Genomic DNA, 21201 nt, shown 5'->3' with positions numbered 1-21201 from the left:
TAACCATCAAATCTTTACGTTCATTCAATAAGTTACCGGTAACATTCTGGCGTTTGCTCACATTCTGGCCTTCAATAAATATACAAATAAGTAACAATTTATGTTTAAAACCCGCAGCGACCGCAAGGTTGAGGTTAAATAGTTGTGATTATCTTTGGATGGAATGTGATATGTCGGACGATAAAACTAACAATTCACGGCGCGATTTCCTGTTGAAATCGATGACTTTAATTCCCGCAGCGGTGATTGGCGGCAGTGGCGTTAGCGCCCTGGCGGCACCCTTACCGGCAGTGGCGGCAGCAGACACCCCAAAACAGTCAGATTACCAACCGACCTTCTTTACGCCAGAAGAGTGGGCCTTCGTCAAGGCCGCTGTAGCGCGGCTGATCCCGGCTGACGAGCGTGGCCCGGGCGCGCTGGAAGCCGGCGTACCGGAGTTTATCGATCGTCAGATGAATACCCCGTACGCCACCGGTTCCATTTGGTACATGCAGGGGCCGTTTAACCCGGATGCACCGAAAGAAATGGGTTATCAACTGCCGCTGGTGCCGAAACAGATTTATAACCTGGGCATTGCGGATGCGGATGCCTATTGCAAAAAAACCGCCGGTAAACCTTTTGCCGAACTGGACGCTGCGCAGCAAGACGCGCTGTTGCAGAAGTTCGAGTCCGGAGAGGCGGAATTTTCGCAGTTGCCTGCAAAACTGTTCTTCTCCTACCTGTTGCAAAACACCCGCGAAGGTTTCTTCAGCGACCCGATCCATGGCGGCAACAAAGACATGGTCGGCTGGAAGCTGATTAATTTTCCGGGCGCGCGCGCCGACTTTATGGACTGGGTTGAGCGAGGGGAACGTTATCCCTTACCTCCGGTATCGATTCGTGGGGAAAGGGGGTAACAATGGCAACGGTAATGAAAAAAGTAGACGCGGTGATCGTCGGTTTCGGTTGGGTAGGCGCCATTATGGCCAAAGAGCTGACCGAAGCGGGCCTGAACGTGGTGGCGCTGGAGCGTGGTCCGATGCGCGATACCTATCCGGACGGTTCCTATCCGCAGGTGATCGACGAGCTGACCTATAACATCCGCCGCAAACTGTTCCAGGATCTGTCGAAAAGCACCGTGACTATCCGTCACAATACCAGCCAGACTGCGGTACCTTACCGCCAGTTGGCCGCGTTCCTGCCGGGTACCGGCGTGGGTGGCGCAGGCCTGCACTGGTCCGGCGTGCATTTCCGGGTCGATCCTATCGAGTTGCGTATGCGCAGCCATTACGAAGAGCGCTACGGCAAAAGCTTTATCCCGAAAGACATGACCATCCAGGATTTCGGCGTGAGCTACGCCGAGCTGGAGCCGTTCTTCGATAAGGCCGAGAAAGTGTTTGGCACTTCCGGCACCGCCTGGACCATCAAAGGCCAGAAAGTGGGCCAAAAGGGCGGCAACCCGTTTGCCGGTGACCGTTCGGACGATTTCCCGCTGCCGGCGCAGAAAAATACGTTCTCTGCCCAGCTGTTTGAGAAGGCGGCGCTGGAGGTGGGCTATCACCCGTATAATCTGCCTTCCGCCAACACCTCCGATTCCTATACCAACCCGTATGGCGCGCAGATGGGGCCGTGCAACTTCTGCGGTTTCTGCAGTGGTTACGCTTGCTATATGTATTCCAAGGCTTCGCCGAACGTCAATATTCTGCCGGCGCTGCGCATGGAAAAACGCTTTGAGTTGCGCACTAACGCCAACGTGTTGAAAGTGAATCTGACCGCCGACAAATCCCGGGCGACCGGGGTGAATTACATTGACGCGCAGGGCCGTGAAGTCGAACAACCGGCGGAGCTGGTGATCCTGGGTGCGTTCCAGTTCCACAACGTACACCTGATGCTGTTGTCCGGCATCGGTAAACCTTACGATCCGGTCACCGGTGACGGGGTGGTCGGGCGTAACTTCGCCTATCAGAACATGACCACCATCAAGGCGTTCTTCGACAAGGACGTATACACCAACCCGTTCATCGGTGCCGGCGGTAACGGAGTCGGGGTCGATGACTTCAACGCCGATAACTTCGACCATGCCAAAGAAGGCTTCGTCGGCGGTTCGCCGTTCTGGGTCAACCAGGCGGGGACCAAACCTATTTCCGGCTTGCCAACGCCGCCAGGAACGCCAGCCTGGGGCAGCAAGTGGAAAGCGGCAGTGGCCGATGCCTATACCCACCATGTGTCGATGGATGCTCACGGTGCGCATCAGTCGTACCGCAGCAACTATCTGGACCTCGATCCCAACTACAAGAACGTCTTCGGCCAGCCCTTGCTGCGCATGACGTTCGACTGGCAGGAAAATGACGTCAAGATGTCGCAGTTCATGTACGACAAAATGGCGCCTATCGCCAAGGCCATGAACCCTAAACTGATCGCCGGCAGCGCGAAAAACGCCAATAGCCACTTTGATACCACCAACTACCAGACCACCCATATGAACGGCGGGGCGGTGATGGGCGAGGATCCGAAAACCAGCGCGGTGAACCGCTATCTGCAAAGCTGGGACGTGCATAACGTGTTCTCGATCGGCGCGTCGGCCTTCCCTCAGGGGCTGGGTTACAACCCGACCGGCACCGTGGCCGCGTTGGCTTACTGGTCTGCCCGTGCCATTCGCGAGCAGTATCTGAAAAACCCAGGCCCTTTGGTGCAGGCATAAGGACGGCGACTGATGAAAGCATTTGTTCCCGCACTGGTTCTCAGTGCACTGAGTTTTTCCGTTTGGGCGCAGGACGCCACGGTCAGCAGCGAGCTGATCAAACGCGGCGAGTATTTGGCGCGCGCCGGTGACTGCGTGGCCTGCCACACCAACGGCAAAAGCGGTAAAGAGTTTGCCGGCGGTCTGGCGATGGAAACGCCGATCGGCACCATCTACTCCACCAATATTTCGCCGGACAAGAAAACCGGTATCGGTGACTACAGCTTCGAAGACTTCGACAATGCGGTGCGCAAAGGCGTCGCCAAAAACGGCAGCACCCTGTATCCGGCCATGCCGTATCCGTCGTTTGCGTTGGTGAAAGAGGAGGACATGCGAGCCATGTACGCCTATTTCATGCACGGCGTACAGCCGGTGGAGCAGGCCAACAAGGATTCTGACATCCCCTGGCCGCTGTCGATGCGTTGGCCGCTGAGCATCTGGCGCGGCATGTTTGCGCCTTCGCCAGCCGATTTTGTGGCTGATGCCAAGGCGGATCCGGTGATCGAACGCGGTCGCTATCTGGTGGAAGGGCTGGGCCACTGTGGTGCCTGCCATACGCCACGCAGCCTTACCATGCAGGAAAAAGCGCTGAGCAATAACGACGGCGACAGCTATCTGTCCGGCAGCAATGCGCCGATCGACGGTTGGGTGGCTTCCAGCCTGCGCGGTGACAACAAGGATGGGCTGGGGACCTGGAGCGAAGCCGAACTGACGGAGTTCCTGAAAACCGGACGCAACGACAAGTCTATCGTGTTTGGTGGCATGAGCGATGTGGTGGAGCACAGCCTGCAGTATCTCAGCGATGAGGATCTGACGGCGATCTCGCGCTACCTGAAAACGCTGCCACCGAAAGACGGCAAGCAGCAGGCGGCACCGGTCGAAGACAGCGTAGCCAAGGATCTGTGGCGCGGTAACGACAGTAAGCCCGGTGCGGCGCTGTACGTCGATAACTGCGCAGCCTGCCACCGCACCGATGGCGTAGGCTACAAACGCGCCTTCCCGGCGCTGAAGGGCAATCCGGTGGTACAGACCGAAGACGCGACTTCGCTGATCCACATTGTGCTGACGGGTAACACCACGCCGGCGGTGAAGGGGGCGGTTTCCAACATCACCATGCCGCCGTTCGGCTGGCGTCTGAACGACCAGCAGGTGGCGGATGTGGTGAACTTCATCCGTTCAAGCTGGGGTAACAGCGCCAAGCCAATCGATGCCTCAGACGTGGCCAGCGTGCGTAAAGACCGCTCGATGATCCGCGATGAGAAGGAGATGGGCAGCGCCGTCGTGCCGGAACATCCGGACGCCAACAAGTAAATCTGAAAGGGCCTCGTTCGAGGCCCTTTTCTTTTGACCCGGCGTGCTGATTTTGGCAGCATTTTCTGCTCGTAAATCACCCTGTCAGCCGATAAAACATAGACCCGAGCCGCATTTTTCATTATCCTTTGCCGTCCTTTTAGCAGGAACAAGAGTGAAATACTGCGTTAATCCACTGATTAATATTAAAAATTCGCGGAGAAGGATATCCCGTTGAGCGCAATCGTTGTCGCTGAAGAGTAAGGTAAGCTTTCTTATGAGTACGATTTCTCCCGATTCAGGCACGCTGGCAACTGCCCAGGCAGCCAAATGGAATAAAACCGATACCGTGTGGATGTTTGGGCTCTATGCCACCGCTGTCGGCGCAGGAACCCTGTTCCTGCCGATCAATGCAGGTCTGAATGGCCCGCTGGTCCTATTGTTGATGGCGTTGTTCGCTTTCCCGCTGACTTATTTACCGCACCGCGCATTGAGCCGCTTCGTGCTGTCCGGCTCCAGCCGTGACGGCAATATCCATGATGTGGTGGTGGAGCACTTTGGCGTGCTGGCCGGCAAAATCATCATGGTGCTGTACCTGATGGCGTTCTTCCCGATCGTGCTGGTGTACAGCATCTCGATCACCAATGCGCTGGACAGCTTCCTGATCCATCAGTTTCATCTGGCTCCGCTGCCACGTGTCTGGCTGAGCCTGGCGGTGGTGGTGGTTCTGAACCTGGTATTGCTGCGCGGCAAAGACGCTATCGTTTCGGCGATGGGCATGTTGGTGTTCCCGCTGCTGGTGTTTTTGATGGGCATTTCGCTGTACCTGGTACCGACCTGGCAAACGGCGGCCTTTGTCAACGGCTTGGCCAACACCCAGTTCAGCAGCCCGGATCTGTGGCATTCACTGTGGCTGGCGGTGCCGGTGATGGTGTTTTCTTTCAGCCATGCGCCAATTATTTCGTCCTTCGCCTCCACGCAAAAGAGCCTGTACGGTGAAAAGGCCGAGCGCCGCTGCGCGCGCATCATGCGTTACAGCTATGTGCTGATCTGCGTCACCGTATTGTTCTTTGTCTTTAGCTGCGTACTGAGCCTGTCTCATGAGGATATGCAGCAGGCTAAAGATCAAAACATCACCGTGCTGACCACGCTGGCGAACAAGTTCTCCAACCCGCTGATTGCCTACCTTGGCCCGATGATGGCGATGTTGGCGATGGCCAAGTCTTATCTGGGCACTTCCCTGGGCGTAACCGAAGGGGCGACCAGCCTGATTGATGGCCTGACGCGTGCGGTGGGCAAACCCTTGAGCTCACGTATTACGCACCGGATTTCCGCCGTGTCGCTGTTCCTGTTGACCTGGGCGGCGACGGTGTGGAACCCGAGCGCACTGCACATTATCGAAACCATCAGCGGCCCGCTGATTGCGGCAATCTTGTTTATTCTGCCGATGTACGCGGTCAGGGCGGTGCCCGCGATGCGCCGCTATCGTGCGCTGAGCAATGTCTTTGTCCTGGTGATGGGCCTGATAGCGCTGTCGGCGCTGATTTACGGCCTGATTTGACCTCGGTAGCGCATCGGATCCGGTGCGCTACTTTTCCCTGTTCACATCCCTTTTCAATTAAGCGAAAACGCACCCGGGGTTCTCTTTGATAATGGGAGCGGTTCTCATTATTATTTCCGCACTGATTTCCTACGCTAAGGAGTTTTAAGTGCACCGTCGAATGACTATGTTGGCTTTGGCCTGCGCCTGCGGTTTGTCCGCTCAGGCGATGGCGACCACTTATCCGTTAACCCTGACAGACACCTCCGGTCAGAGTCTGACCATCAAGCAAGAGCCGAAACGCATTGTGGTGCAGGACGGGCGCGATATTCTGACGCTGGCCTTGCTCGACCGCGCCGATCCTTTCACCCGGCTGGTGGCCTGGAATAACCTGCTCAAGAAAAGCGACGGCGAAACCTGGAAAATCCTGCGTAACAAGTGGCCGGAAGCCAACGGCATTATCGATATGGGCTTTAGCGACAAGGGGGAGATCAACCTGGAAAGCGTGATCGCCAAACAGCCTGATCTGATGGTGGCACAGCTGCGTTCCAAGCCCTCACTGAGCCAGACCGGCGTATTGGATAAGCTGAAAGCGCTCAACATTCCGGTGCTGTTCATCGACACCATGCTCAAGCCGGTGGAAAACACCCCGAAAAGCATCACGCTGTTGGGTGAGACCCTGAACCGAGAAAGCGAAGCAAAGCAGTACACCGATTTCTATCAGCAGCATTATCAGAACATCCTGGATAAAACCAAAGCCGTGGAGCCGAAGCCGTTGGTATTTATCGAGGCAAAAGCCGGTCTGAACGGGCTTGAGTCCTGTTGCTTCACCCATTCTCACGTCGGTTGGGGCGGGATGATCGAGGCGGTGGGGGCACGTAACCTGGGCTCCGAATTGTTGCCTGGCGCTACCGGCGACGTCTCCCTGGAAAAAGTGATCAGCATGAAACCGGACGCCTATATCGTTTCCGGCTCTCAATGGGCGACGAAAACCAATGCCGCAGTGCCCTTTGGTTACGGCGTGACGCAGCAACAGGTTGATGACGCTTTTAACCGGATGAAGCAACGCCCGGGGTTTGCCCAGGTCACGGCGGTGAAGGAGGGGCGCTTCTACGGCATTTACCATAACTTCTATAACCACCCGTACAATATCGTCGGGCTGGAATATCTGGCGAAGTTTATCTATCCGAATCAGTTCAAGGAATTGGATCCGGCCAAAACCTACAGCGAGATCCTCAGCCGCTTTACCGAGGTGCCGGAAGGCAAGGGGATTTTGGGGGCGCAGGCACCGGCAGGGAAGTAAGCATCGTGAAGGGCGCGGTTGATACCGCGCCCTTATTGTCAGGCCGCAGGCACGTAGGTGGAGATGATTTCCAGCACGCCGTTGATAATAAACTGCACGCCCATACACACCAGCAAGAACCCCATCAGACGCGAAATGGCTTCGATGCCGCTTTTGCCCACCAGGCGCATAATGGCGCCGGAGCTGCGCAGGCAAACCCACAGGATAAAAGCAACCGAGAAGAAAATCGCCACCGGGGCCACCAACAGTACCCAATGGGCGAAACCCAGCGTATTTTCGTGAATGCTCGACGCCGAGCTGATGATCATGGCGATAGTCCCGGGGCCAGCGGTGCTTGGCATTGCCAACGGGACAAAGGCGATATTGGCCGAGGTTTTCTTACGCAGCTCGTTTGACTTGGTTTCCACTTCTGGCGCTTCTTCTGCGCTTTGCTGTGGGAACAGCATGCGGAAACCGATAAATGCCACAATCAACCCACCGGCAATACGCAGACCTGGAATGGAAATGCCGAAGGTGTTCATCACCACTTGGCCGGCGTAGAACGCCACCGTCATGATAAAGAACACATAAATGGATGCCATCAGCGACTGCTGATTGCGTTCTTCGCGCGTCATATTGCCCGACAGGCCAAGCAACAGCGCGACGGTAGTTAGCGGGTTGGCCAGTGGCAACAGCAGCACCAAACCCAGTCCTATGGCCTGGAATAGCTGCAAAATACTTGTCATAAAGCGAACTCCCTGTTTTCAGTTAAAACGCGGCAGCGCAACCCGAACGCCTGCCAAGACGGGCGAATTGCTGCCGCAATAAGTTACTTAAAATGCAATGAATTAATAAAAACGCCCACGGCGTCAGCCCGGACTGCCCGGAGGGAGCAGTTCAGGAACGGCGTCGGCATTAGCGTCATCGTCGTTCACGCAATCATTGGCAATCTCCGGCGTATCCTCACATTCCATCGGCGGCTCATTCACCGCAATGGCTCGGGGATGACGGTCTGCCCCCAGATGGAGCAGGACAAAAAGAGCCGTCAGCACCAGGCAGGCGCCAACGAGTAACTTCAATAACCGGTTCATGATGCGGGGTGCTGTCTCAACTCTGCCGTTAATGGCATCAGAATAGCGGGAGCCAGAGATGTTCGCCATCGCTGATTTACTCGATGTGCAGGGAATAAAACACCGGCTAAACACGGACAAACAGTGTTTGTATCATTAGTTAATTTTATATTTTTGATCATTAAGCCACCCGTTTTTTTATTGGATTCTATACTGATAGGGCTTTCGGGCAGTTTTACTTAATCGAAAAGCTTAAAAGGAGTTTTACTATGCAAGTGGCAAACGAATTGGCAACGGTTAAAAAAATATCGTGGGGAAGCGTGATTGGTGGGGTCATCACCGTATTGGCGGTGTCGCTGCTGCTGTCTACCTTGGGCACCAGCCTTGGGTTTTCTATCGTTGACCCGACTTCTGACGATCCGGTCAACGGGGCGGGCACCACCGTGGTGGTTTGGTCTGCAGTTTCGATCATCCTGAGCCTGGCTGCCGGTGCCTTTATTGCCGGCCGTCTGGCGGCAAATGATGGGTTAATTCACGGTTTCCTGGTTTGGGCGACCTCGCTGATTGTGGCGGCCGTGTTGGGCACTTTATTGGTGGGTTCTGCGGTCAAAGCTACGGGGAACGCGCTGGGGGCTATTGCCTCGACTTCCGGTAGCCTGCTTTCCGGTGCCGGGTCAGCCATTGGTAAAGGCGCTTCGGGTATCGCGGATGCCGGTGGCAAAGTGTTTGATAAGTTGGGTATCGACACCCAGCTGGAACCCGAAAAGTTACAAGACAATGTCGTGGCGGCACTGAAAAAAAGCGATATCCCTTCATTGCAGCCGGAGTTTATGCAGCAACAGTTGGATGCGGCCAAGAGTGAAGTGGGGGACGCGGTGAAAGCATTGGCGCTGCAGCCGGACAATAGCGATGCGATTATCCAGGATCTGGTGGCGAAATTGAAAAAGCATGGTGAGGCCATTTCTCAGGACGTCGATGAGGATTCGCTCAAGAAAGCGCTGTCGGAGAATACCGATATGACACCGCAGGAAGTTGACCAGACCGTCAAAAATATGGTGGATGCGAAAAACAAAACGGCGCAGTTGGTGAATCAGCGCTTGAACGATGTGGAAGTAAAAATCAATCAGGCTAAGCAGGAATATACAGAGCTGAAGCAAAAAGCGCGCGAGCAGGCAGCGGAAGCTGCTAAGGCCTTGTCGCATGCGGCCCTGTGGTCATTCTTCGCATTGCTGATTGGCGCAGTCATCAGCGCGTTGGCCGGCCTGTGGGGCGTTAAGACCAACAGCCGTATCGTGGTGGTGAGAGAATAACGGCGACAAGGAGTAAGCCGGGTCTTACTTGCGCGTCTCAGTATCGGGATGAGAGGCCCGGATCTTCACGACGGTGAAGTGACAGCCAGGAAAGACTGGCATCCTCCCTGGCAATTTGCCGGGGATTTTTGTTTTTTATGGCCATTTAGTGGTAAATCAGGCACGAAGCAGGCCTATTCCGCATCAATTGCCACGATCCCCTTACGCAGGTGAATACCATAGTCGCGCTTTAAATAATAACGAGTATGACTATGAAACATGATCTGCAAATTTTACTGGGAAAAATAGGCTCCTTTCTGCTTTACAGCGCATTTTTGGCTGCGCTGATGGGCTTAATGTTCATTGATGTGCACTGGCTGCATAATTTTGTCTACGAAACCTCCTTAACTGAATCGGCGCAGGAAGTGATGCTGGCCGCCATCTCCGGCTTATTCTTTGTGGCTGCACGCCGGCAAGTTGCCTATCGGCCCGCATGGGTGTTGGCCGGCGGTTTCTTCCTTTGCATGCTGATCCGCGAGATGGATTTTGCCTTCGATATGCTGTGGCATGGTTCCTGGTTGTGGTTCGCCTTGGCGGTGACGCTTGGATGCCTGTGGTATGCCTCACGCCATGTCACGGCCACGGTCAAGGGCCTGGTGCATTTTGTTACGCACCCGAGCTACGGCATGATGTGCGCGGGCCTGCTGTGCATTCTGGTATTTTCACGCTTGTTCGGCATGAATTCCCTGTGGCACATGCTGATGCTGGATGGCTACAACCGGGTGGTGAAGAACATGGTGGAAGAGGGCTGCGAGCTGTTGGGTTACGCCTTCTGCCTGATTGCCGCGTTGGGCTATCTGAAGGATCGCCCGGCGTCCCGTTAGAGCCGGGCCTGTGCTGCAGTTTATTTATCCGGAACAATTTTAGTGATACTATCCGCTTAGCCAATATGGCTGTGAAGGTATGCTTTTCATTCTGTGTACCAAGTTAGGTTTCAATCTGGCAATTGTGGGCGAGATCTGAAACCTGGCTGACTAAACCCAAACTCAATTTTCGTACTGCATGTGATCTGTCGTGTGGGTCACCACTGTAGATAAGGAATTATTAATGCCTGTTATTACTCTTCCTGACGGAAGTCAGCGTCATTTCGATCACCCCGTTTCCCCTTTGGATGTTGCCCGCGATATCGGCCCTGGCCTGGCGAAAGCCTGTATTGCCGGCCGTGTGAACGGTGAGCTGGTTGATGCCGGCGATCTGATCGAATCAGACGCGCAGTTGGCTATCATCACCATCAAGGATGCCGAAGGCCTGGAAATCATGCGCCACTCCTGTGCGCACCTGTTGGGCCATGCTATCAAGCAGCTGTGGCCAGACACCAAAATGGCTATCGGCCCGGTGATCGACAACGGTTTCTATTATGACGTTGATATCGACCGTACCCTGACGCAGGAAGACCTGGATCTGCTGGAAAAGCGGATGCATGAGTTGGCCGACAAAGATTATGACGTCATCAAGAAGAAGGTGAGCTGGCAAGAAGCCCGTGACACCTTTGCCGCGCGTGGTGAAAACTACAAGGTGGCGATTCTGGATGAGAACATCAGCCATGACGACCGTCCTGGCCTGTATCACCACGAAGAATATGTCGACATGTGCCGCGGTCCGCACGTGCCGAATATGCGTTTCTGCCATCACTTCAAACTGCAGAAAACGTCTGGCGCCTACTGGCGTGGCGACAGCAAAAATAAAATGCTGCAGCGTATCTACGGCACCGCATGGGCAGACAAGAAACAGCTGAATGCCTATCTGCAGCGTCTGGAAGAAGCCGCCAAGCGTGACCACCGCAAGATTGGCAAGCAGCTCGACCTGTACCATATGCAGGAAGAAGCGCCGGGTATGGTGTTCTGGCACAACGATGGCTGGACAATTTTCCGCGAGCTGGAAGCCTTTGTGCGCATGAAGCTCAAAGAGTACCAGTACCAGGAAGTGAAAGGGCCATTTATGATGGACCGTGTGCTGTGGGAAAAAACCGGCCACTGGGAAAACTATAAAGACGCCATGTTCACCACCTCGTCGGAAAACCGCGAGTATTGCATCAAGCCGATGAACTGCCCGGGTCACGTGCAGATCTTCAACCAGGGCCTGAAATCCTACCGTGATTTGCCGCTGCGTATGGGTGAGTTCGGCAGTTGCCATCGTAACGAGCCTTCGGGTTCTCTGCATGGCCTGATGCGCGTACGCGGGTTCACCCAGGATGACGCCCATATCTTCTGTACTGAAGAGCAGGTGCGTGCCGAAGTGAACGAATGTATCCGTATGGTCTATGATGTTTACGGTACCTTTGGCTTCGACAAGATTGCGGTAAAACTGTCTACCCGCCCTGAAAAGCGCATCGGGACTGACGATATGTGGACCCGTGCGGAAGAGGATCTGGCTGCGGCGCTGACTGAAAACGGGATTCCGTTTGAATATCAGCCGGGTGAGGGTGCCTTCTACGGACCAAAAATTGAATTTACTCTGCATGATTGTTTGGATCGTGCATGGCAATGTGGTACCGTGCAGCTCGATTTCTTCTTACCTGGCCGTTTAGGCGCATCGTATGTTGGCGAAAACAACGATCGCGTGGTCCCGGTAATGATTCACCGCGCTATTTTGGGCTCCATGGAGCGTTTCATCGGTATTCTTACCGAAGAATACGCAGGGTTCTACCCAACCTGGATTGCTCCGGTGCAGGTGGTGGTGATGAATATCACCGACAGCCAGTCTGATTATGTCCAGCAATTGACCAAAAAACTGCAGGACGCAGGGATTCGCGTTAAAGCGGACTTGAGAAATGAGAAGATTGGCTTTAAAATTCGCGAACATACTTTACGACGGGTTCCTTACATGTTGGTCTGCGGTGATAAAGAGGTCGAATCAGGCAAAGCTGCCGTTCGTACCCGCCGTGGCAAAGACCTGGGAAGCCTGGACGTAAACGAAGTCGTAGACAAGCTGCAAAAAGAGATTCGCAGCCGTAGTCTTCATCAACTGGAGGAATAAAGTATTAAAGGCGGAAAACGAGTTCAACCGGCGCGTCCTAATCGCATTAACAGAGAAATTCGCGCGCAAGAAGTTCGCCTAACCGGCGTCGATGGCGAGCAGATTGGTATTGTCAGTCTGAATGAAGCTCTTGAAAAAGCTGAGGAAGCGGGCGTTGATTTAGTAGAAATCAGCCCAAATGCCGAACCGCCAGTTTGCCGAATCATGGATTACGGCAAATTCCTCTACGAGAAGAGCAAGTCGACAAAAGAACAGAAGAAGAAGCAAAAAGTTATTCAGGTCAAGGAAATCAAATTCCGTCCTGGTACCGATGATGGCGACTATCAGGTCAAACTACGCAACCTGATTCGCTTTCTGGAAGATGGCGATAAAGCCAAAATCACCCTGCGTTTCCGTGGGCGTGAGATGGCGCACCAACAGATCGGTATGGAAGTGCTTAACCGCGTCCGTAAAGACCTGTGTGAAGATTCTGATTTGGCCATTGTCGAATCCTTCCCTACGAGGATCGAAGGCCGTCAGATGATCATGGTGCTCGCACCGAAGAAGAGACAGTAAGGCTTCCAAGTAATCGAACCCACGCAGCGCTTGCGTTGTGTGGGTTTTATTCGCCTCACTGATTCGTTGTTTAACAATGCGAAGTGGATTTAATTAAAATGCCAAAGATTAAAACTGTACGTGGTGCAGCCAAACGCTTCAAAAAAACCGGCAGCGGTGGTTTTAAGCGTAAACATGCTAACCTGCGTCATATTCTGACCAAAAAAGCAACCAAGCGTAAACGTCACCTGCGTCCGAAAGGCATGGTGTCTAAAAACGATCTGGTCCTGGTTACCGCGTGCCTGCCGTACGCTTAAGCCATTTTTTTTGAATCTAGAATAAGACTTTAGGAGAGAGCATATGGCTCGCGTAAAACGTGGTGTAATTGCACGCGCACGTCACAAGAAAATTTTAAAACAAGCGAAAGGTTACTACGGTGCCCGTTCGCGCGTTTATCGTGTTGCCTTCCAGGCAGTAATCAAAGCAGGTCAGTACGCTTACCGTGACCGTCGTCAACGTAAGCGTCAGTTCCGTCAGCTGTGGATTGCACGTATCAACGCAGCTGCACGTCAGAACGACATGTCTTACAGCAAATTCATTAACGGCTTGAAAAAAGCTTCTATTGAAATTGACCGTAAGATCTTGGCTGACATCGCGGTCTTCGACAAAGTGGCATTCTCTGCACTGGTTGAGAAAGCGAAAGCAGCACTGGCGTAAGTCAGTTGAAGAGGGAGCTTGCTCCCTCTTTTAATCTTTAGCTTTCAGAGACAATATTGACTTTTATTGCCCATCGCTATATCACTGGTGGACAATCATCGACAAGGTAACGCAATCATGCACGCTGCTATTTTTCGTTTCTTCTTTTACTTTAGCGCCTGATCTCAGGAGGCTTTGCGCGTAAGAAAAGAAACGAAAAGTAGCGCCTAAGCCTCCCCTGTGGAGGCTTTTTTGTTTTTGGCCGTCTTCTGAGCCGGGTTAAAGCGTTAAATGCTTTGAAGATGTGCCAAAGGCGTGTTCGAATAATAGATAACAATTACTTAGAGCCATATCGGCCAGAGGAAGAGGAAAGCAATGCCACATCTCGCAGAGCTGGTTGCCAATGCCAAGGCAGCCGTAGAAGATGCCCAGGATGTTGCCGCGTTGGATTTGGTGCGCGTCGAATATTTAGGCAAGAAAGGCCATTTTACCTTGCAGATGCAATCGCTGCGTGACGTGCCGGCAGAAGATCGCCCGGCAGCAGGCGCGGTAATCAACCAGGCAAAACAGGCAGTGCAGGATGCGCTGAACGCGCGTAAAAATACGCTGGAATCGGCTGCGCTGAACGAGCGACTGGCAGCAGAAACCATCGACGTTTCCCTGCCGGGCCGTCGTATGGAAAACGGTGGGCTGCATCCGGTCACCCGTACCATCGACCGTATCGAAGCTTTCTTCGGCGAACTGGGTTTCTCCGTGGAGACCGGGCCTGAGATTGAAGACGACTATCATAACTTCGACGCGTTGAACATTCCGGGTCACCACCCGGCGCGTGCCGATCATGACACCTTCTGGTTCGATGCTACACGCTTGCTGCGCACCCAGACTTCCGGCGTGCAAATCCGCACCATGAAGAACCAGCAGCCGCCAATCCGCATTATTGCGCCGGGCCGCGTGTACCGTAATGACTACGACCAAACGCACACCCCGATGTTCCATCAGATGGAAGGCCTGATTGTCGATAAAGACATCAGCTTCACCAATCTGAAGGGCACGCTGCATGATTTCCTGAACAACTTCTTTGAAGAAGATTTGCAGGTTCGTTTCCGTCCGTCTTACTTCCCGTTTACCGAACCTTCCGCTGAGGTGGATGTGATGGGTAAAAACGGCAAGTGGCTGGAAGTTCTGGGTTGCGGCATGGTGCACCCGAACGTCCTGCGTAATGTGGGCATCGATCCGGAAATCTACTCCGGTTTCGCTTTCGGTATGGGTATGGAGCGTCTGACGATGCTGCGTTACGGCGTCACCGACCTACGTGCGTTCTTCGAAAACGATCTGCGTTTCCTCAAACAGTTTAAGTAAGGCGGGAATATCACATGAAATTCAGTGAACTCTGGTTGCGCGAGTGGGTAAACCCGGCCATCAGCAGCGAAGCATTATCCGATCAAATTACCATGGCCGGCCTGGAAGTGGACGGCGTGGAACCGGTTGCCGGTGCCTTTAACGGCGTGGTAGTAGGCCATGTGGTTGAGTGCGGTCAGCACCCGAACGCAGACAAATTGCGCGTGACCAAGGTCAACGTGGGCGGCGATCGTCTGCTGGACATCGTCTGCGGTGCACCTAACTGCCGTACCGGCCTGAAAGTGGCGGTTGCCACCGTAGGCGCAGTACTGCCGGGCGACTTCAAGATCAAAGCCGCCAAACTGCGTGGTGAGCCTTCCGAAGGCATGCTGTGTTCGTTCTCCGAGCTGGGCATTACCGACGATCACGACGGTATCATTGAGCTGCCGGAAGACGCGCCGATTGGCACCGACATCCGTGAATACCTGTCGCTTGACGACAACACTATCGAAATCAGCGTAACGCCAAACCGTGCCGACTGCCTGGGCATTATCGGTGTGGCGCGCGATGTTGGGGTGCTGAACCAGGTTGCCCTGAACGAACCGGATATGAGCCCGGTAGCGGCCACTATTGCGGATACGCTGCCAATCCGCGTTGACGCGCCGCAGGCGTGCCCGCGTTACCTGGGCCGCGTAGTAAAAGGCATCGACGTCAAAGCGGCAAGCCCGCTGTGGATGCGCGAGAAGCTGCGTCGTTGCGGCATCCGTTCCATTGACGCGGTGGTTGACGTGACCAACTACGTGCTGTTGGAACTGGGTCAGCCGATGCATGCCTTCGATCTGAGCCGTATTGAAGGCGGTATCGTGGTGCGCATGGCGAGCGAAGGCGAGACCCTGACGCTGCTGGACGGCAACGAAGCCAAACTGAATGCCGATACCTTAGTGATCGCCGATCACAAGAAAGCTCTGGCAATGGGCGGTATCTTCGGGGGTGAACATTCCGGCGTGAATGAAACTACTCAGGACGTGCTGCTGGAATGCGCGTTCTTCAGCCCGCTGTCCATTACTGGCCGCGCGCGCCGTAATGGCTTGCACACTGACGCTTCACATCGCTACGAGCGCGGCGTTGATCCTGCGTTGCAGTACAAAGCGATGGAACGTGCGACCCGCCTGCTGATTGATATCTGTGGTGGCCAAGCCGGCCCGGTTATCGATGTGACTACCGAAGCCGAGTTGCCCAAGCGTGCCACCATCACCTTGCGTCGCGAAAAGCTGGATCGTCTGATCGGCCACGTGGTACCGAGCGAGCAGGTCAGCGATATTCTGCGTCGTCTGGGCTGCCAGGTGACTGAGCAGGGTGACAACTGGCTGGCAGTGGCGCCGAGCTGGCGTTTCGATATGGAAATCGAAGAAGACCTGGTGGAAGAAGTAGCGCGTGTTTACGGCTACAACAATATTCCTGACGTTCCTGTACGTGCTGATCTGATCATGACCAAGCATTGCGAAGCGGATCTGACCCTCAAGCGGGTGAAAACCATGCTGGTCGATCACGGTTTCCAGGAAGCGATCACTTACAGCTTCGTCGATCCCAAGGTTCAGGCCTTGCTGCACCCGGGCGAAGAAATGCTGATCCTGCCAAGCCCAATCTCGGTAGAGATGTCCGCTATGCGCCTGTCGCTGTGGACCGGCTTGCTGTCTGCGGTGGTGTATAACCAGAATCGTCAGCAGACTCGTTTGCGCCTGTTCGAAAGCGGCCTACGCTTTGTGCCTGATACTGCGGCAAATCTGGGTATCCGTCAGGACGTCATGCTGGCAGGCGTGATTGCCGGTCATACGCATGAAGAACATTGGGATCTGGCGCGTAAGCCGGTCGACTTCTATGATTTGAAAGGGGATCTGGAGTCTGTCCTGGAGCTGACCGGTAAATTATCCGAAATTCAGTTCAAGGCAGAGGCTAATCCGGCCTTGCACCCAGGGCAAAGCGCGGCTATTTATTTCCAGGGCGAACGTGTTGGTTTTATCGGTGTTGTTCATCCGGAACTTGAACGTAAACTGGATCTTAACGGCCGCACCGTGGTGTTTGAACTGGAGTGGAACAAGGTCGCAAGCCGCGCCGTGCCTCAGGCGCGGGAGATTTCTCGCTTCCCGGCAAACCGTCGAGATATCGCCGTTGTGGTGGCTGAAAACGTCCCCGCAGAAGATATTTTGGCAGAGTGTAAGAAAGTTGGCGCAAATCAGGTAGTTGGCGTAAACTTGTTTGATGTGTACCGTGGCAAGGGCGTGGCAGAGGGTTATAAGAGCCTGGCTATCAGTCTGGTATTGCAGGATACCGCTCGTACACTGGAAGAAGAGGAGATAGCCGTTACCGTTGCAAAATGTGTAGAGGCTCTAAAACAGCGATTCCAAGCATCCTTGAGGGATTGAACCTATGGCGCTTACTAAAGCTGAAATGTCAGAACACCTGTTTGAAAAGCTTGGGCTTAGCAAACGGGATGCCAAAGACCTGGTAGAACTGTTTTTCGAAGAGGTACGTCGTGCTCTTGAGAACGGTGAGCAGGTGAAACTGTCAGGTTTTGGCAATTTTGATTTGCGTGACAAGAACCAACGTCCGGGGCGTAACCCGAAGACCGGCGAGGACATTCCGATTACGGCGCGCCGCGTGGTCACTTTCCGTCCAGGGCAAAAACTGAAAAGTCGGGTAGAGAACGCAAGCCCGAAAGAGTAAGTTACGTGAAACCAAAAAAGGCCGCATTAGCGGCCTTTTTCTTTTTCGAAGCTAAATTCGGTTTATTCTTAGCGGAACGGTAAGACAATCCCCAATTAATTATATTGAGATTTTCTTTATATTGGTTTTACGGACTTATCTTATGGCTATTTGTACATTGTAGGTTGTTTGAAATAAAACAGGAGCCTAAGCCCCTGAGTATTAATCGTGGTTATAATAGTGGCCCGGGCCACCACCGCCACGATGACCGCCACCGTGGGGCCCGAAGCAGCAGGCGCTGAGCGCCGTGGTCAGAACGGCGACCGCGAACAACAATCCAATGCGTTTAATCATAATAATATCTCTCTGGTCAATGTCAGCGTAATTATAAATAGCGGTATGGCATCAGGTATGTCAGCTATTCGTTAAGCGTTGTTAGCAGCTATTTTATTTAATTTTAAAAATGAGAGTGTATGGATTACGTAAGGGAGATGAAAACGATCTGAAAATAGGCATTGAGGCGATAGGCGGAAAATAATCACGCTGATATAACCAGCTCAGCAAGAAAATAAAGCGAGAGTGTAAAATGAAAAAGATCCTGTTGCTGGTGTGTTTACCGCTGCTGTTGCCGCTCGTGGCACAGGCAGATGTCTCTATTGATATTAACGTGCCGGGCGTCTCGGTCCATCTGGGGGATCAGGATCGGCGAGGTTACTACTGGGACGGTTATGACTGGCGTCCGCCACAGTGGTGGCACGCGCATCAGGGACGTGGCATGGGTGAGCGTAACAGTCGCGGGATGTATTGGGATGGTGGTCGCTGGCAAGCTTCTCCACCACGCGGCAACGGCCATTCTGGCCCCGATCGGCCCGGCAATCCGTTCCACGGTGACCGTGATAACCGTAACGATGGCAACCGTCATGACAATGATCGCGGTAAGGGCCGCGCCAATGACAATGAGCACGGCAAACCTTACCCGCAAAACGGTAACGATCCTCGACGCTAATGGATTTTACGGCGGCTGATGTTGCTCCTCTGCCTAGGGGGGCAGTATCAGCCGCTGTTTTCCGGCCATAATCCTTAAGCAAGGCTTTCCCTTCTGGCGCTAACCCCCTAATATTTGACCCAGACGTCAATTATTCGACCGCTTTCGCGGCCCGCAGGGAATCGCCACATCTATGTCAACCAGCCAGACCTTTACTTTATTACTGCACAAACAGCGCCATCGCGATAAACGCCATTTATTGCTGTTGGCGCTGGGCGTTGCCGTGGCTTTTGTTTTTAGCCTCAGTGCGGGTGATATCTGGCTCTGGCCTTCACAGTGGTCAGGTGAAGCGGCTCAGCTGTTTGTCTGGCAATTACGCCTGCCGCGTGCGCTGGCGGTGATGTTGGTGGGGGCCAGTCTGGCGGTGGCCGGTGCGGTGATGCAGGCGCTGTTTGAGAACCCGCTGGCCGAACCTGGCTTGCTGGGGGTGGCGAACGGTGCCGGCGTGGCGTTGGTGCTAACCGTGCTGCTTAGCAACGGCCTGTTACCGGTAGCGTTGATGAGCCTGAGCGCCATTGCTGGTGCGTTGATTATGACCTTTATGCTGCTGAGCTTTGCGCGCCGCAAGCGCCTGACCAATGCGCGACTGTTGTTGGTGGGAGTTGCCTTGGGCATTGTGTGCAGCGCAGTGATGACCTGGGCAGTGTACTTCAGTTCAAGCCTGGATCTGCGCCAGCTAATGTACTGGATGATGGGCGGCTTTGGCGGCGTAGACTGGCGCCAAAAATGGCTGGTGCTGGCCCTGGTGCCGGTGGTGCTGTGGCTGTGTTGCCAGGGCAAGGCGCTGAACTTTATGGCACTGGGCGAGGTGCAGGCGCGTCAGCTCGGGCTTTCCCTGCATCTGTGGCGCAATCTGCTGGTGCTGGCAATCGGCTGGCTGGTGGGCGTTAGCGTGGCGTTGGCGGGGGTGATCGGATTTGTCGGGCTGGTGATACCGCATATGCTGCGTCTTAGCGGTCTAACCAATCAGCGTTATTTATTACCGGGTTGCGCACTGGCCGGTGCCGGTGTCTTGCTGGCGGCCGACGTGGTGGCGCGTATTACGCTGCTGTCGGCTGAGTTGCCCATCGGGGTGGTGACCGCCACACTGGGGGCACCCCTGTTTATCTGGTTGCTGACCCGGGTAAAAAGCGTAAGGTAGTTTCTCTGTTCACCTGCTAGTAAAACAAGAGGATAAGCTTCATGACTCAAGCTATTTATGACATTCCCCTGAACACCATCGAAAATCAATCCACCACGCTGGCACAATATAAAGGCCGCGTATTGCTGGTGGTGAATGTGGCGTCGGAATGCGGCCTGACCAAGCAATATGAAGGGCTGGAAGCCCTGTACGAAACCTACCGCGATCAAGGTCTTGAGGTACTGGGGTTCCCCTCCAACGAATTCCTGGGGCAGGAGCCGGGCAGCAACGAAGAGATCCTGGCATTTTGCCGGGGCACCTTTGGCGTCCAGTTCCCGATGTTTGCCAAACTGGAAGTGAACGGTGAAAACCGTCATCCACTGTATCAGGCGTTGACCGCCGCCAAACCGCACGCCGTTGCGCCACAGGGCAGTGAATTCCTGGCGCGCATGAGCAGCAAGGGGCGGGCACCAAAGCAAACTGGCGATATCCTGTGGAACTTCGAGAAATTCCTGATTGGCCGCGATGGCAAGGTCATCGAACGCTTTTCCCCGGATACGACGCCGGAAGATCCTGCGTTGGTGGCCGCAGTCAAACAGGCGTTGGCCGACTAAAGAAGGAGCGGTAATACATCATGCTGCAACTCAGGCAGGTTGGGGTAGAAGGGCGCTTGGCCCCGTTTTCAGCACAGGTTGATGCTGGGTTGCAGTTTCACCTTATCGGCCCTAACGGCGCCGGTAAAAGCACTCTGCTGGCCTGTCTGGCGGGGATATTGCCCGGCATAGGGGAGATCCTGCTGGACGGTCATCCGCTGAAAAGTTTTCAGGGCAATGAGCTGGCGCTGCGCCGCGCCTATTTAAGTCAACAGCAGCCACCGGTGGCGTTGATGCCGGTATTCCAGTATCTGGCATTGCATCAACCGGCGGGAGCGTCGGAAGAGGTGCTGGAAAGCACCATTCTTTATCTGTGCCAACGTTTAAAGCTGATGGACAAGCTGCCGCGCATGCTGACTCAGCTCTCCGGTGGGGAATGGCAGCGAGTACGTCTGGCCGCGGTGCTGCTGCAGGTTTGGCCGACGGTCAATCCGAACAGCCAACTGCTGCTGCTGGACGAACCGACCAACAGCCTGGACGTGGCGCAGAAGGTGGCGCTGGATCGGCTATTGCGGGAGTTTTGCCAGAGTGGACGCAGTGCATTGGTATGCGCGCACGATCTTAACCACACCTTGCAGCAGGCGGACCGGGTCTGGTTGCTGCATGCCGGCCGCCTGGTCACGCAGGGCACTACGCGAGAAGTGATGGAACCGGTTCTGCTTTCACAAATTTATGACGTCGATTTTCATTTGCAGGCGGTGGGCGATCAACGCTGGATTATGACCAAAACGGCCTAGCTCGTCACCGTAGTGAAAATTCGACTTAAACGAAAATTAAACAGACCTGATATAAATAGCCGGGTAAGTACCGGCATTATTTCCCCCCTAACTAAAAAATACCCCACCAATCTTGAAAACCGTCGCTGACGTGCTACGCTGATTGAGTT

22 protein-coding genes and 1 other annotated feature are annotated in these 21201 nt (G+C 54.3%); of the genes, 19 read left to right on the top strand and 3 right to left on the bottom strand.

Going from position 1 to position 21201, the window contains the following annotated elements; translation table 11 throughout:
- Positions 1–170 precede the first annotated feature (170 nt).
- The 5 genes from H5P17_RS15155 to H5P17_RS15135 all read left to right on the top strand — a co-directional run bounded on the left by H5P17_RS15155 (position 171) and on the right by H5P17_RS15135 (position 6852).
- Positions 171–896 carry a gluconate 2-dehydrogenase subunit 3 family protein gene (locus H5P17_RS15155; RefSeq protein ID WP_182823769.1) on the top strand — a complete coding sequence of 242 codons (726 nt, stop codon included), beginning with the start codon at positions 171–173 and terminating at the stop codon, positions 894–896.
- Between the two features lie 2 nt (positions 897–898).
- The gene (locus tag H5P17_RS15150; protein WP_182823767.1) at positions 899–2680 is read left to right on the top strand and encodes a GMC family oxidoreductase; all 1782 of its coding nucleotides are present in this window, start codon (positions 899–901) and stop codon (positions 2678–2680) included.
- 12 nt (positions 2681–2692) lie between these two features.
- Positions 2693–4030, top strand: a complete 1338-nt coding sequence (locus H5P17_RS15145) for a cytochrome c (RefSeq protein ID WP_182823766.1) — start codon at positions 2693–2695, stop codon at positions 4028–4030.
- Between the two features lie 256 nt (positions 4031–4286).
- On the top strand, positions 4287–5570 hold the full coding sequence (locus H5P17_RS15140) for an HAAAP family serine/threonine permease (RefSeq protein WP_182823763.1): 1284 nt from the start codon (positions 4287–4289) through the stop codon (positions 5568–5570).
- 148 nt (positions 5571–5718) lie between these two features.
- Positions 5719–6852 carry an ABC transporter substrate-binding protein gene (locus H5P17_RS15135; protein WP_182823761.1) on the top strand — a complete coding sequence of 378 codons (1134 nt, stop codon included), beginning with the start codon at positions 5719–5721 and terminating at the stop codon, positions 6850–6852.
- Between the two features lie 38 nt (positions 6853–6890).
- Here H5P17_RS15135 and H5P17_RS15130 read toward each other — a convergent pair whose 3' ends face one another.
- Together H5P17_RS15130 and H5P17_RS15125 are read right to left on the bottom strand one after the other, a co-directional pair.
- Positions 6891–7577 carry a MarC family NAAT transporter gene (locus tag H5P17_RS15130; protein WP_044550431.1) on the bottom strand — a complete coding sequence of 229 codons (687 nt, stop codon included), beginning with the start codon at positions 7575–7577 and terminating at the stop codon, positions 6891–6893.
- Between the two features lie 123 nt (positions 7578–7700).
- A complete protein-coding gene (locus H5P17_RS15125; RefSeq protein WP_255477929.1) occupies positions 7701–7991 on the bottom strand; it encodes a hypothetical protein in 291 nt (96 codons plus the stop codon).
- Between the two features lie 179 nt (positions 7992–8170).
- Here H5P17_RS15125 and H5P17_RS15120 point away from each other — a divergent pair, with 179 nt between their 5' ends.
- The 10 genes from H5P17_RS15120 to ihfA all read left to right on the top strand — a co-directional run bounded on the left by H5P17_RS15120 (position 8171) and on the right by ihfA (position 17518).
- Positions 8171–9211, top strand: a complete 1041-nt coding sequence (locus H5P17_RS15120; RefSeq protein WP_182823759.1) for a PspA/IM30 family protein — start codon at positions 8171–8173, stop codon at positions 9209–9211.
- 251 nt (positions 9212–9462) lie between these two features.
- The gene (locus H5P17_RS15115) at positions 9463–10074 is read left to right on the top strand and encodes a hypothetical protein (protein ID WP_182823757.1); all 612 of its coding nucleotides are present in this window, start codon (positions 9463–9465) and stop codon (positions 10072–10074) included.
- Positions 10075–10297: 223 nt separating this feature from the next.
- Positions 10298–12226: a threonine--tRNA ligase gene (thrS, locus tag H5P17_RS15110; protein ID WP_182823755.1), complete on the top strand. Its 1929-nt coding sequence runs from the start codon at positions 10298–10300 to the stop codon at positions 12224–12226.
- A 3-nt stretch (positions 12227–12229) separates the two neighbouring features.
- Positions 12230–12781: a translation initiation factor IF-3 gene (gene infC, locus H5P17_RS15105; RefSeq protein WP_013812633.1), complete on the top strand. Its 552-nt coding sequence runs from the start codon at positions 12230–12232 to the stop codon at positions 12779–12781.
- Positions 12782–12879: 98 nt separating this feature from the next.
- Positions 12880–13077: a 50S ribosomal protein L35 gene (gene rpmI / locus H5P17_RS15100; protein ID WP_004931418.1), complete on the top strand. Its 198-nt coding sequence runs from the start codon at positions 12880–12882 to the stop codon at positions 13075–13077.
- A gap of 43 nt (positions 13078–13120) precedes the next feature.
- Positions 13121–13477 carry a 50S ribosomal protein L20 gene (gene rplT / locus H5P17_RS15095; protein WP_020826620.1) on the top strand — a complete coding sequence of 119 codons (357 nt, stop codon included), beginning with the start codon at positions 13121–13123 and terminating at the stop codon, positions 13475–13477.
- Positions 13478–13590: 113 nt separating this feature from the next.
- Positions 13591–13713 (top strand) — a sequence feature (Phe leader region).
- Complete coding sequence (pheM, locus tag H5P17_RS26555; RefSeq protein WP_121626058.1) at positions 13595–13639, top strand: pheST operon leader peptide PheM; 45 nt, start codon at positions 13595–13597, stop codon at positions 13637–13639. It overlaps the preceding feature by 45 nt.
- A gap of 118 nt (positions 13714–13831) precedes the next feature.
- Positions 13832–14815: a phenylalanine--tRNA ligase subunit alpha gene (gene pheS, locus H5P17_RS15085; protein WP_020826621.1), complete on the top strand. Its 984-nt coding sequence runs from the start codon at positions 13832–13834 to the stop codon at positions 14813–14815.
- A 14-nt stretch (positions 14816–14829) separates the two neighbouring features.
- A complete protein-coding gene (gene pheT / locus H5P17_RS15080) occupies positions 14830–17217 on the top strand; it encodes a phenylalanine--tRNA ligase subunit beta (protein WP_182823753.1) in 2388 nt (795 codons plus the stop codon).
- Positions 17218–17221: 4 nt separating this feature from the next.
- Entirely contained in the window at positions 17222–17518 is a 297-nt protein-coding gene (gene ihfA, locus H5P17_RS15075; protein ID WP_004943604.1) for an integration host factor subunit alpha, read from the top strand.
- 201 nt (positions 17519–17719) lie between these two features.
- On the opposite strand, the gene H5P17_RS26650 is transcribed toward ihfA, so the two are convergent.
- Complete coding sequence (locus H5P17_RS26650; protein WP_255477928.1) at positions 17720–17851, bottom strand: hypothetical protein; 132 nt, start codon at positions 17849–17851, stop codon at positions 17720–17722.
- A gap of 232 nt (positions 17852–18083) precedes the next feature.
- Between H5P17_RS26650 and H5P17_RS15070 the strand changes: the two genes are divergently transcribed.
- The 4 genes from H5P17_RS15070 to btuD all read left to right on the top strand — a co-directional run bounded on the left by H5P17_RS15070 (position 18084) and on the right by btuD (position 21052).
- Positions 18084–18503 carry a DUF2502 domain-containing protein gene (locus tag H5P17_RS15070; protein WP_182823752.1) on the top strand — a complete coding sequence of 140 codons (420 nt, stop codon included), beginning with the start codon at positions 18084–18086 and terminating at the stop codon, positions 18501–18503.
- 172 nt (positions 18504–18675) lie between these two features.
- Positions 18676–19683, top strand: a complete 1008-nt coding sequence (gene btuC / locus H5P17_RS15065; protein ID WP_182823750.1) for a vitamin B12 ABC transporter permease BtuC — start codon at positions 18676–18678, stop codon at positions 19681–19683.
- A gap of 41 nt (positions 19684–19724) precedes the next feature.
- Entirely contained in the window at positions 19725–20276 is a 552-nt protein-coding gene (locus tag H5P17_RS15060) for a glutathione peroxidase (protein WP_044550477.1), read from the top strand.
- Between the two features lie 20 nt (positions 20277–20296).
- Positions 20297–21052 carry a vitamin B12 ABC transporter ATP-binding protein BtuD gene (gene btuD, locus H5P17_RS15055; RefSeq protein ID WP_044550479.1) on the top strand — a complete coding sequence of 252 codons (756 nt, stop codon included), beginning with the start codon at positions 20297–20299 and terminating at the stop codon, positions 21050–21052.
- Positions 21053–21201: the final 149 nt, after the last annotated feature.

Source organism: Serratia sp. OS31, from assembly GCF_014164835.1.
Taxonomy (GTDB): domain Bacteria; phylum Pseudomonadota; class Gammaproteobacteria; order Enterobacterales; family Enterobacteriaceae; genus Serratia; species Serratia liquefaciens_A.
Note: the sequence above shows the minus strand (reverse complement) of the source record. Positions and strands in the feature narration are given on the sequence as shown.

Excerpts from the sequence above, each read along its gene's own strand:
- rplT (WP_020826620.1), top strand. The coding sequence starts at position 13,121 with ATGGCTCGCGTAAAACGTGGTGTAATTGCACGCGCACGTCACAAGAAA.
- pheS (WP_020826621.1), top strand. The coding sequence starts at position 13,832 with ATGCCACATCTCGCAGAGCTGGTTGCCAATGCCAAGGCAGCCGTAGAA.
- H5P17_RS15070 (WP_182823752.1), top strand. The coding sequence starts at position 18,084 with ATGAAAAAGATCCTGTTGCTGGTGTGTTTACCGCTGCTGTTGCCGCTC.
- btuC (WP_182823750.1), top strand. The coding sequence starts at position 18,676 with ATGTCAACCAGCCAGACCTTTACTTTATTACTGCACAAACAGCGCCAT.
- H5P17_RS15125 (WP_255477929.1), bottom strand. The coding sequence starts at position 7,991 with ATGGCGAACATCTCTGGCTCCCGCTATTCTGATGCCATTAACGGCAGA.
- btuD (WP_044550479.1), top strand. The coding sequence starts at position 20,297 with ATGCTGCAACTCAGGCAGGTTGGGGTAGAAGGGCGCTTGGCCCCGTTT.
- H5P17_RS15150 (WP_182823767.1), top strand. The coding sequence starts at position 899 with ATGGCAACGGTAATGAAAAAAGTAGACGCGGTGATCGTCGGTTTCGGT.
- H5P17_RS26650 (WP_255477928.1), bottom strand. The coding sequence starts at position 17,851 with ATGATTAAACGCATTGGATTGTTGTTCGCGGTCGCCGTTCTGACCACG.
- thrS (WP_182823755.1), top strand. The coding sequence starts at position 10,298 with ATGCCTGTTATTACTCTTCCTGACGGAAGTCAGCGTCATTTCGATCAC.
- H5P17_RS15120 (WP_182823759.1), top strand. The coding sequence starts at position 8,171 with ATGCAAGTGGCAAACGAATTGGCAACGGTTAAAAAAATATCGTGGGGA.
- H5P17_RS15130 (WP_044550431.1), bottom strand. The coding sequence starts at position 7,577 with ATGACAAGTATTTTGCAGCTATTCCAGGCCATAGGACTGGGTTTGGTG.
- ihfA (WP_004943604.1), top strand. The coding sequence starts at position 17,222 with ATGGCGCTTACTAAAGCTGAAATGTCAGAACACCTGTTTGAAAAGCTT.
- H5P17_RS15140 (WP_182823763.1), top strand. The coding sequence starts at position 4,287 with ATGAGTACGATTTCTCCCGATTCAGGCACGCTGGCAACTGCCCAGGCA.
- rpmI (WP_004931418.1), top strand. The coding sequence starts at position 12,880 with ATGCCAAAGATTAAAACTGTACGTGGTGCAGCCAAACGCTTCAAAAAA.
- H5P17_RS15115 (WP_182823757.1), top strand. The coding sequence starts at position 9,463 with ATGAAACATGATCTGCAAATTTTACTGGGAAAAATAGGCTCCTTTCTG.
- pheT (WP_182823753.1), top strand. The coding sequence starts at position 14,830 with ATGAAATTCAGTGAACTCTGGTTGCGCGAGTGGGTAAACCCGGCCATC.
- H5P17_RS15060 (WP_044550477.1), top strand. The coding sequence starts at position 19,725 with ATGACTCAAGCTATTTATGACATTCCCCTGAACACCATCGAAAATCAA.
- H5P17_RS15145 (WP_182823766.1), top strand. The coding sequence starts at position 2,693 with ATGAAAGCATTTGTTCCCGCACTGGTTCTCAGTGCACTGAGTTTTTCC.
- H5P17_RS15155 (WP_182823769.1), top strand. The coding sequence starts at position 171 with ATGTCGGACGATAAAACTAACAATTCACGGCGCGATTTCCTGTTGAAA.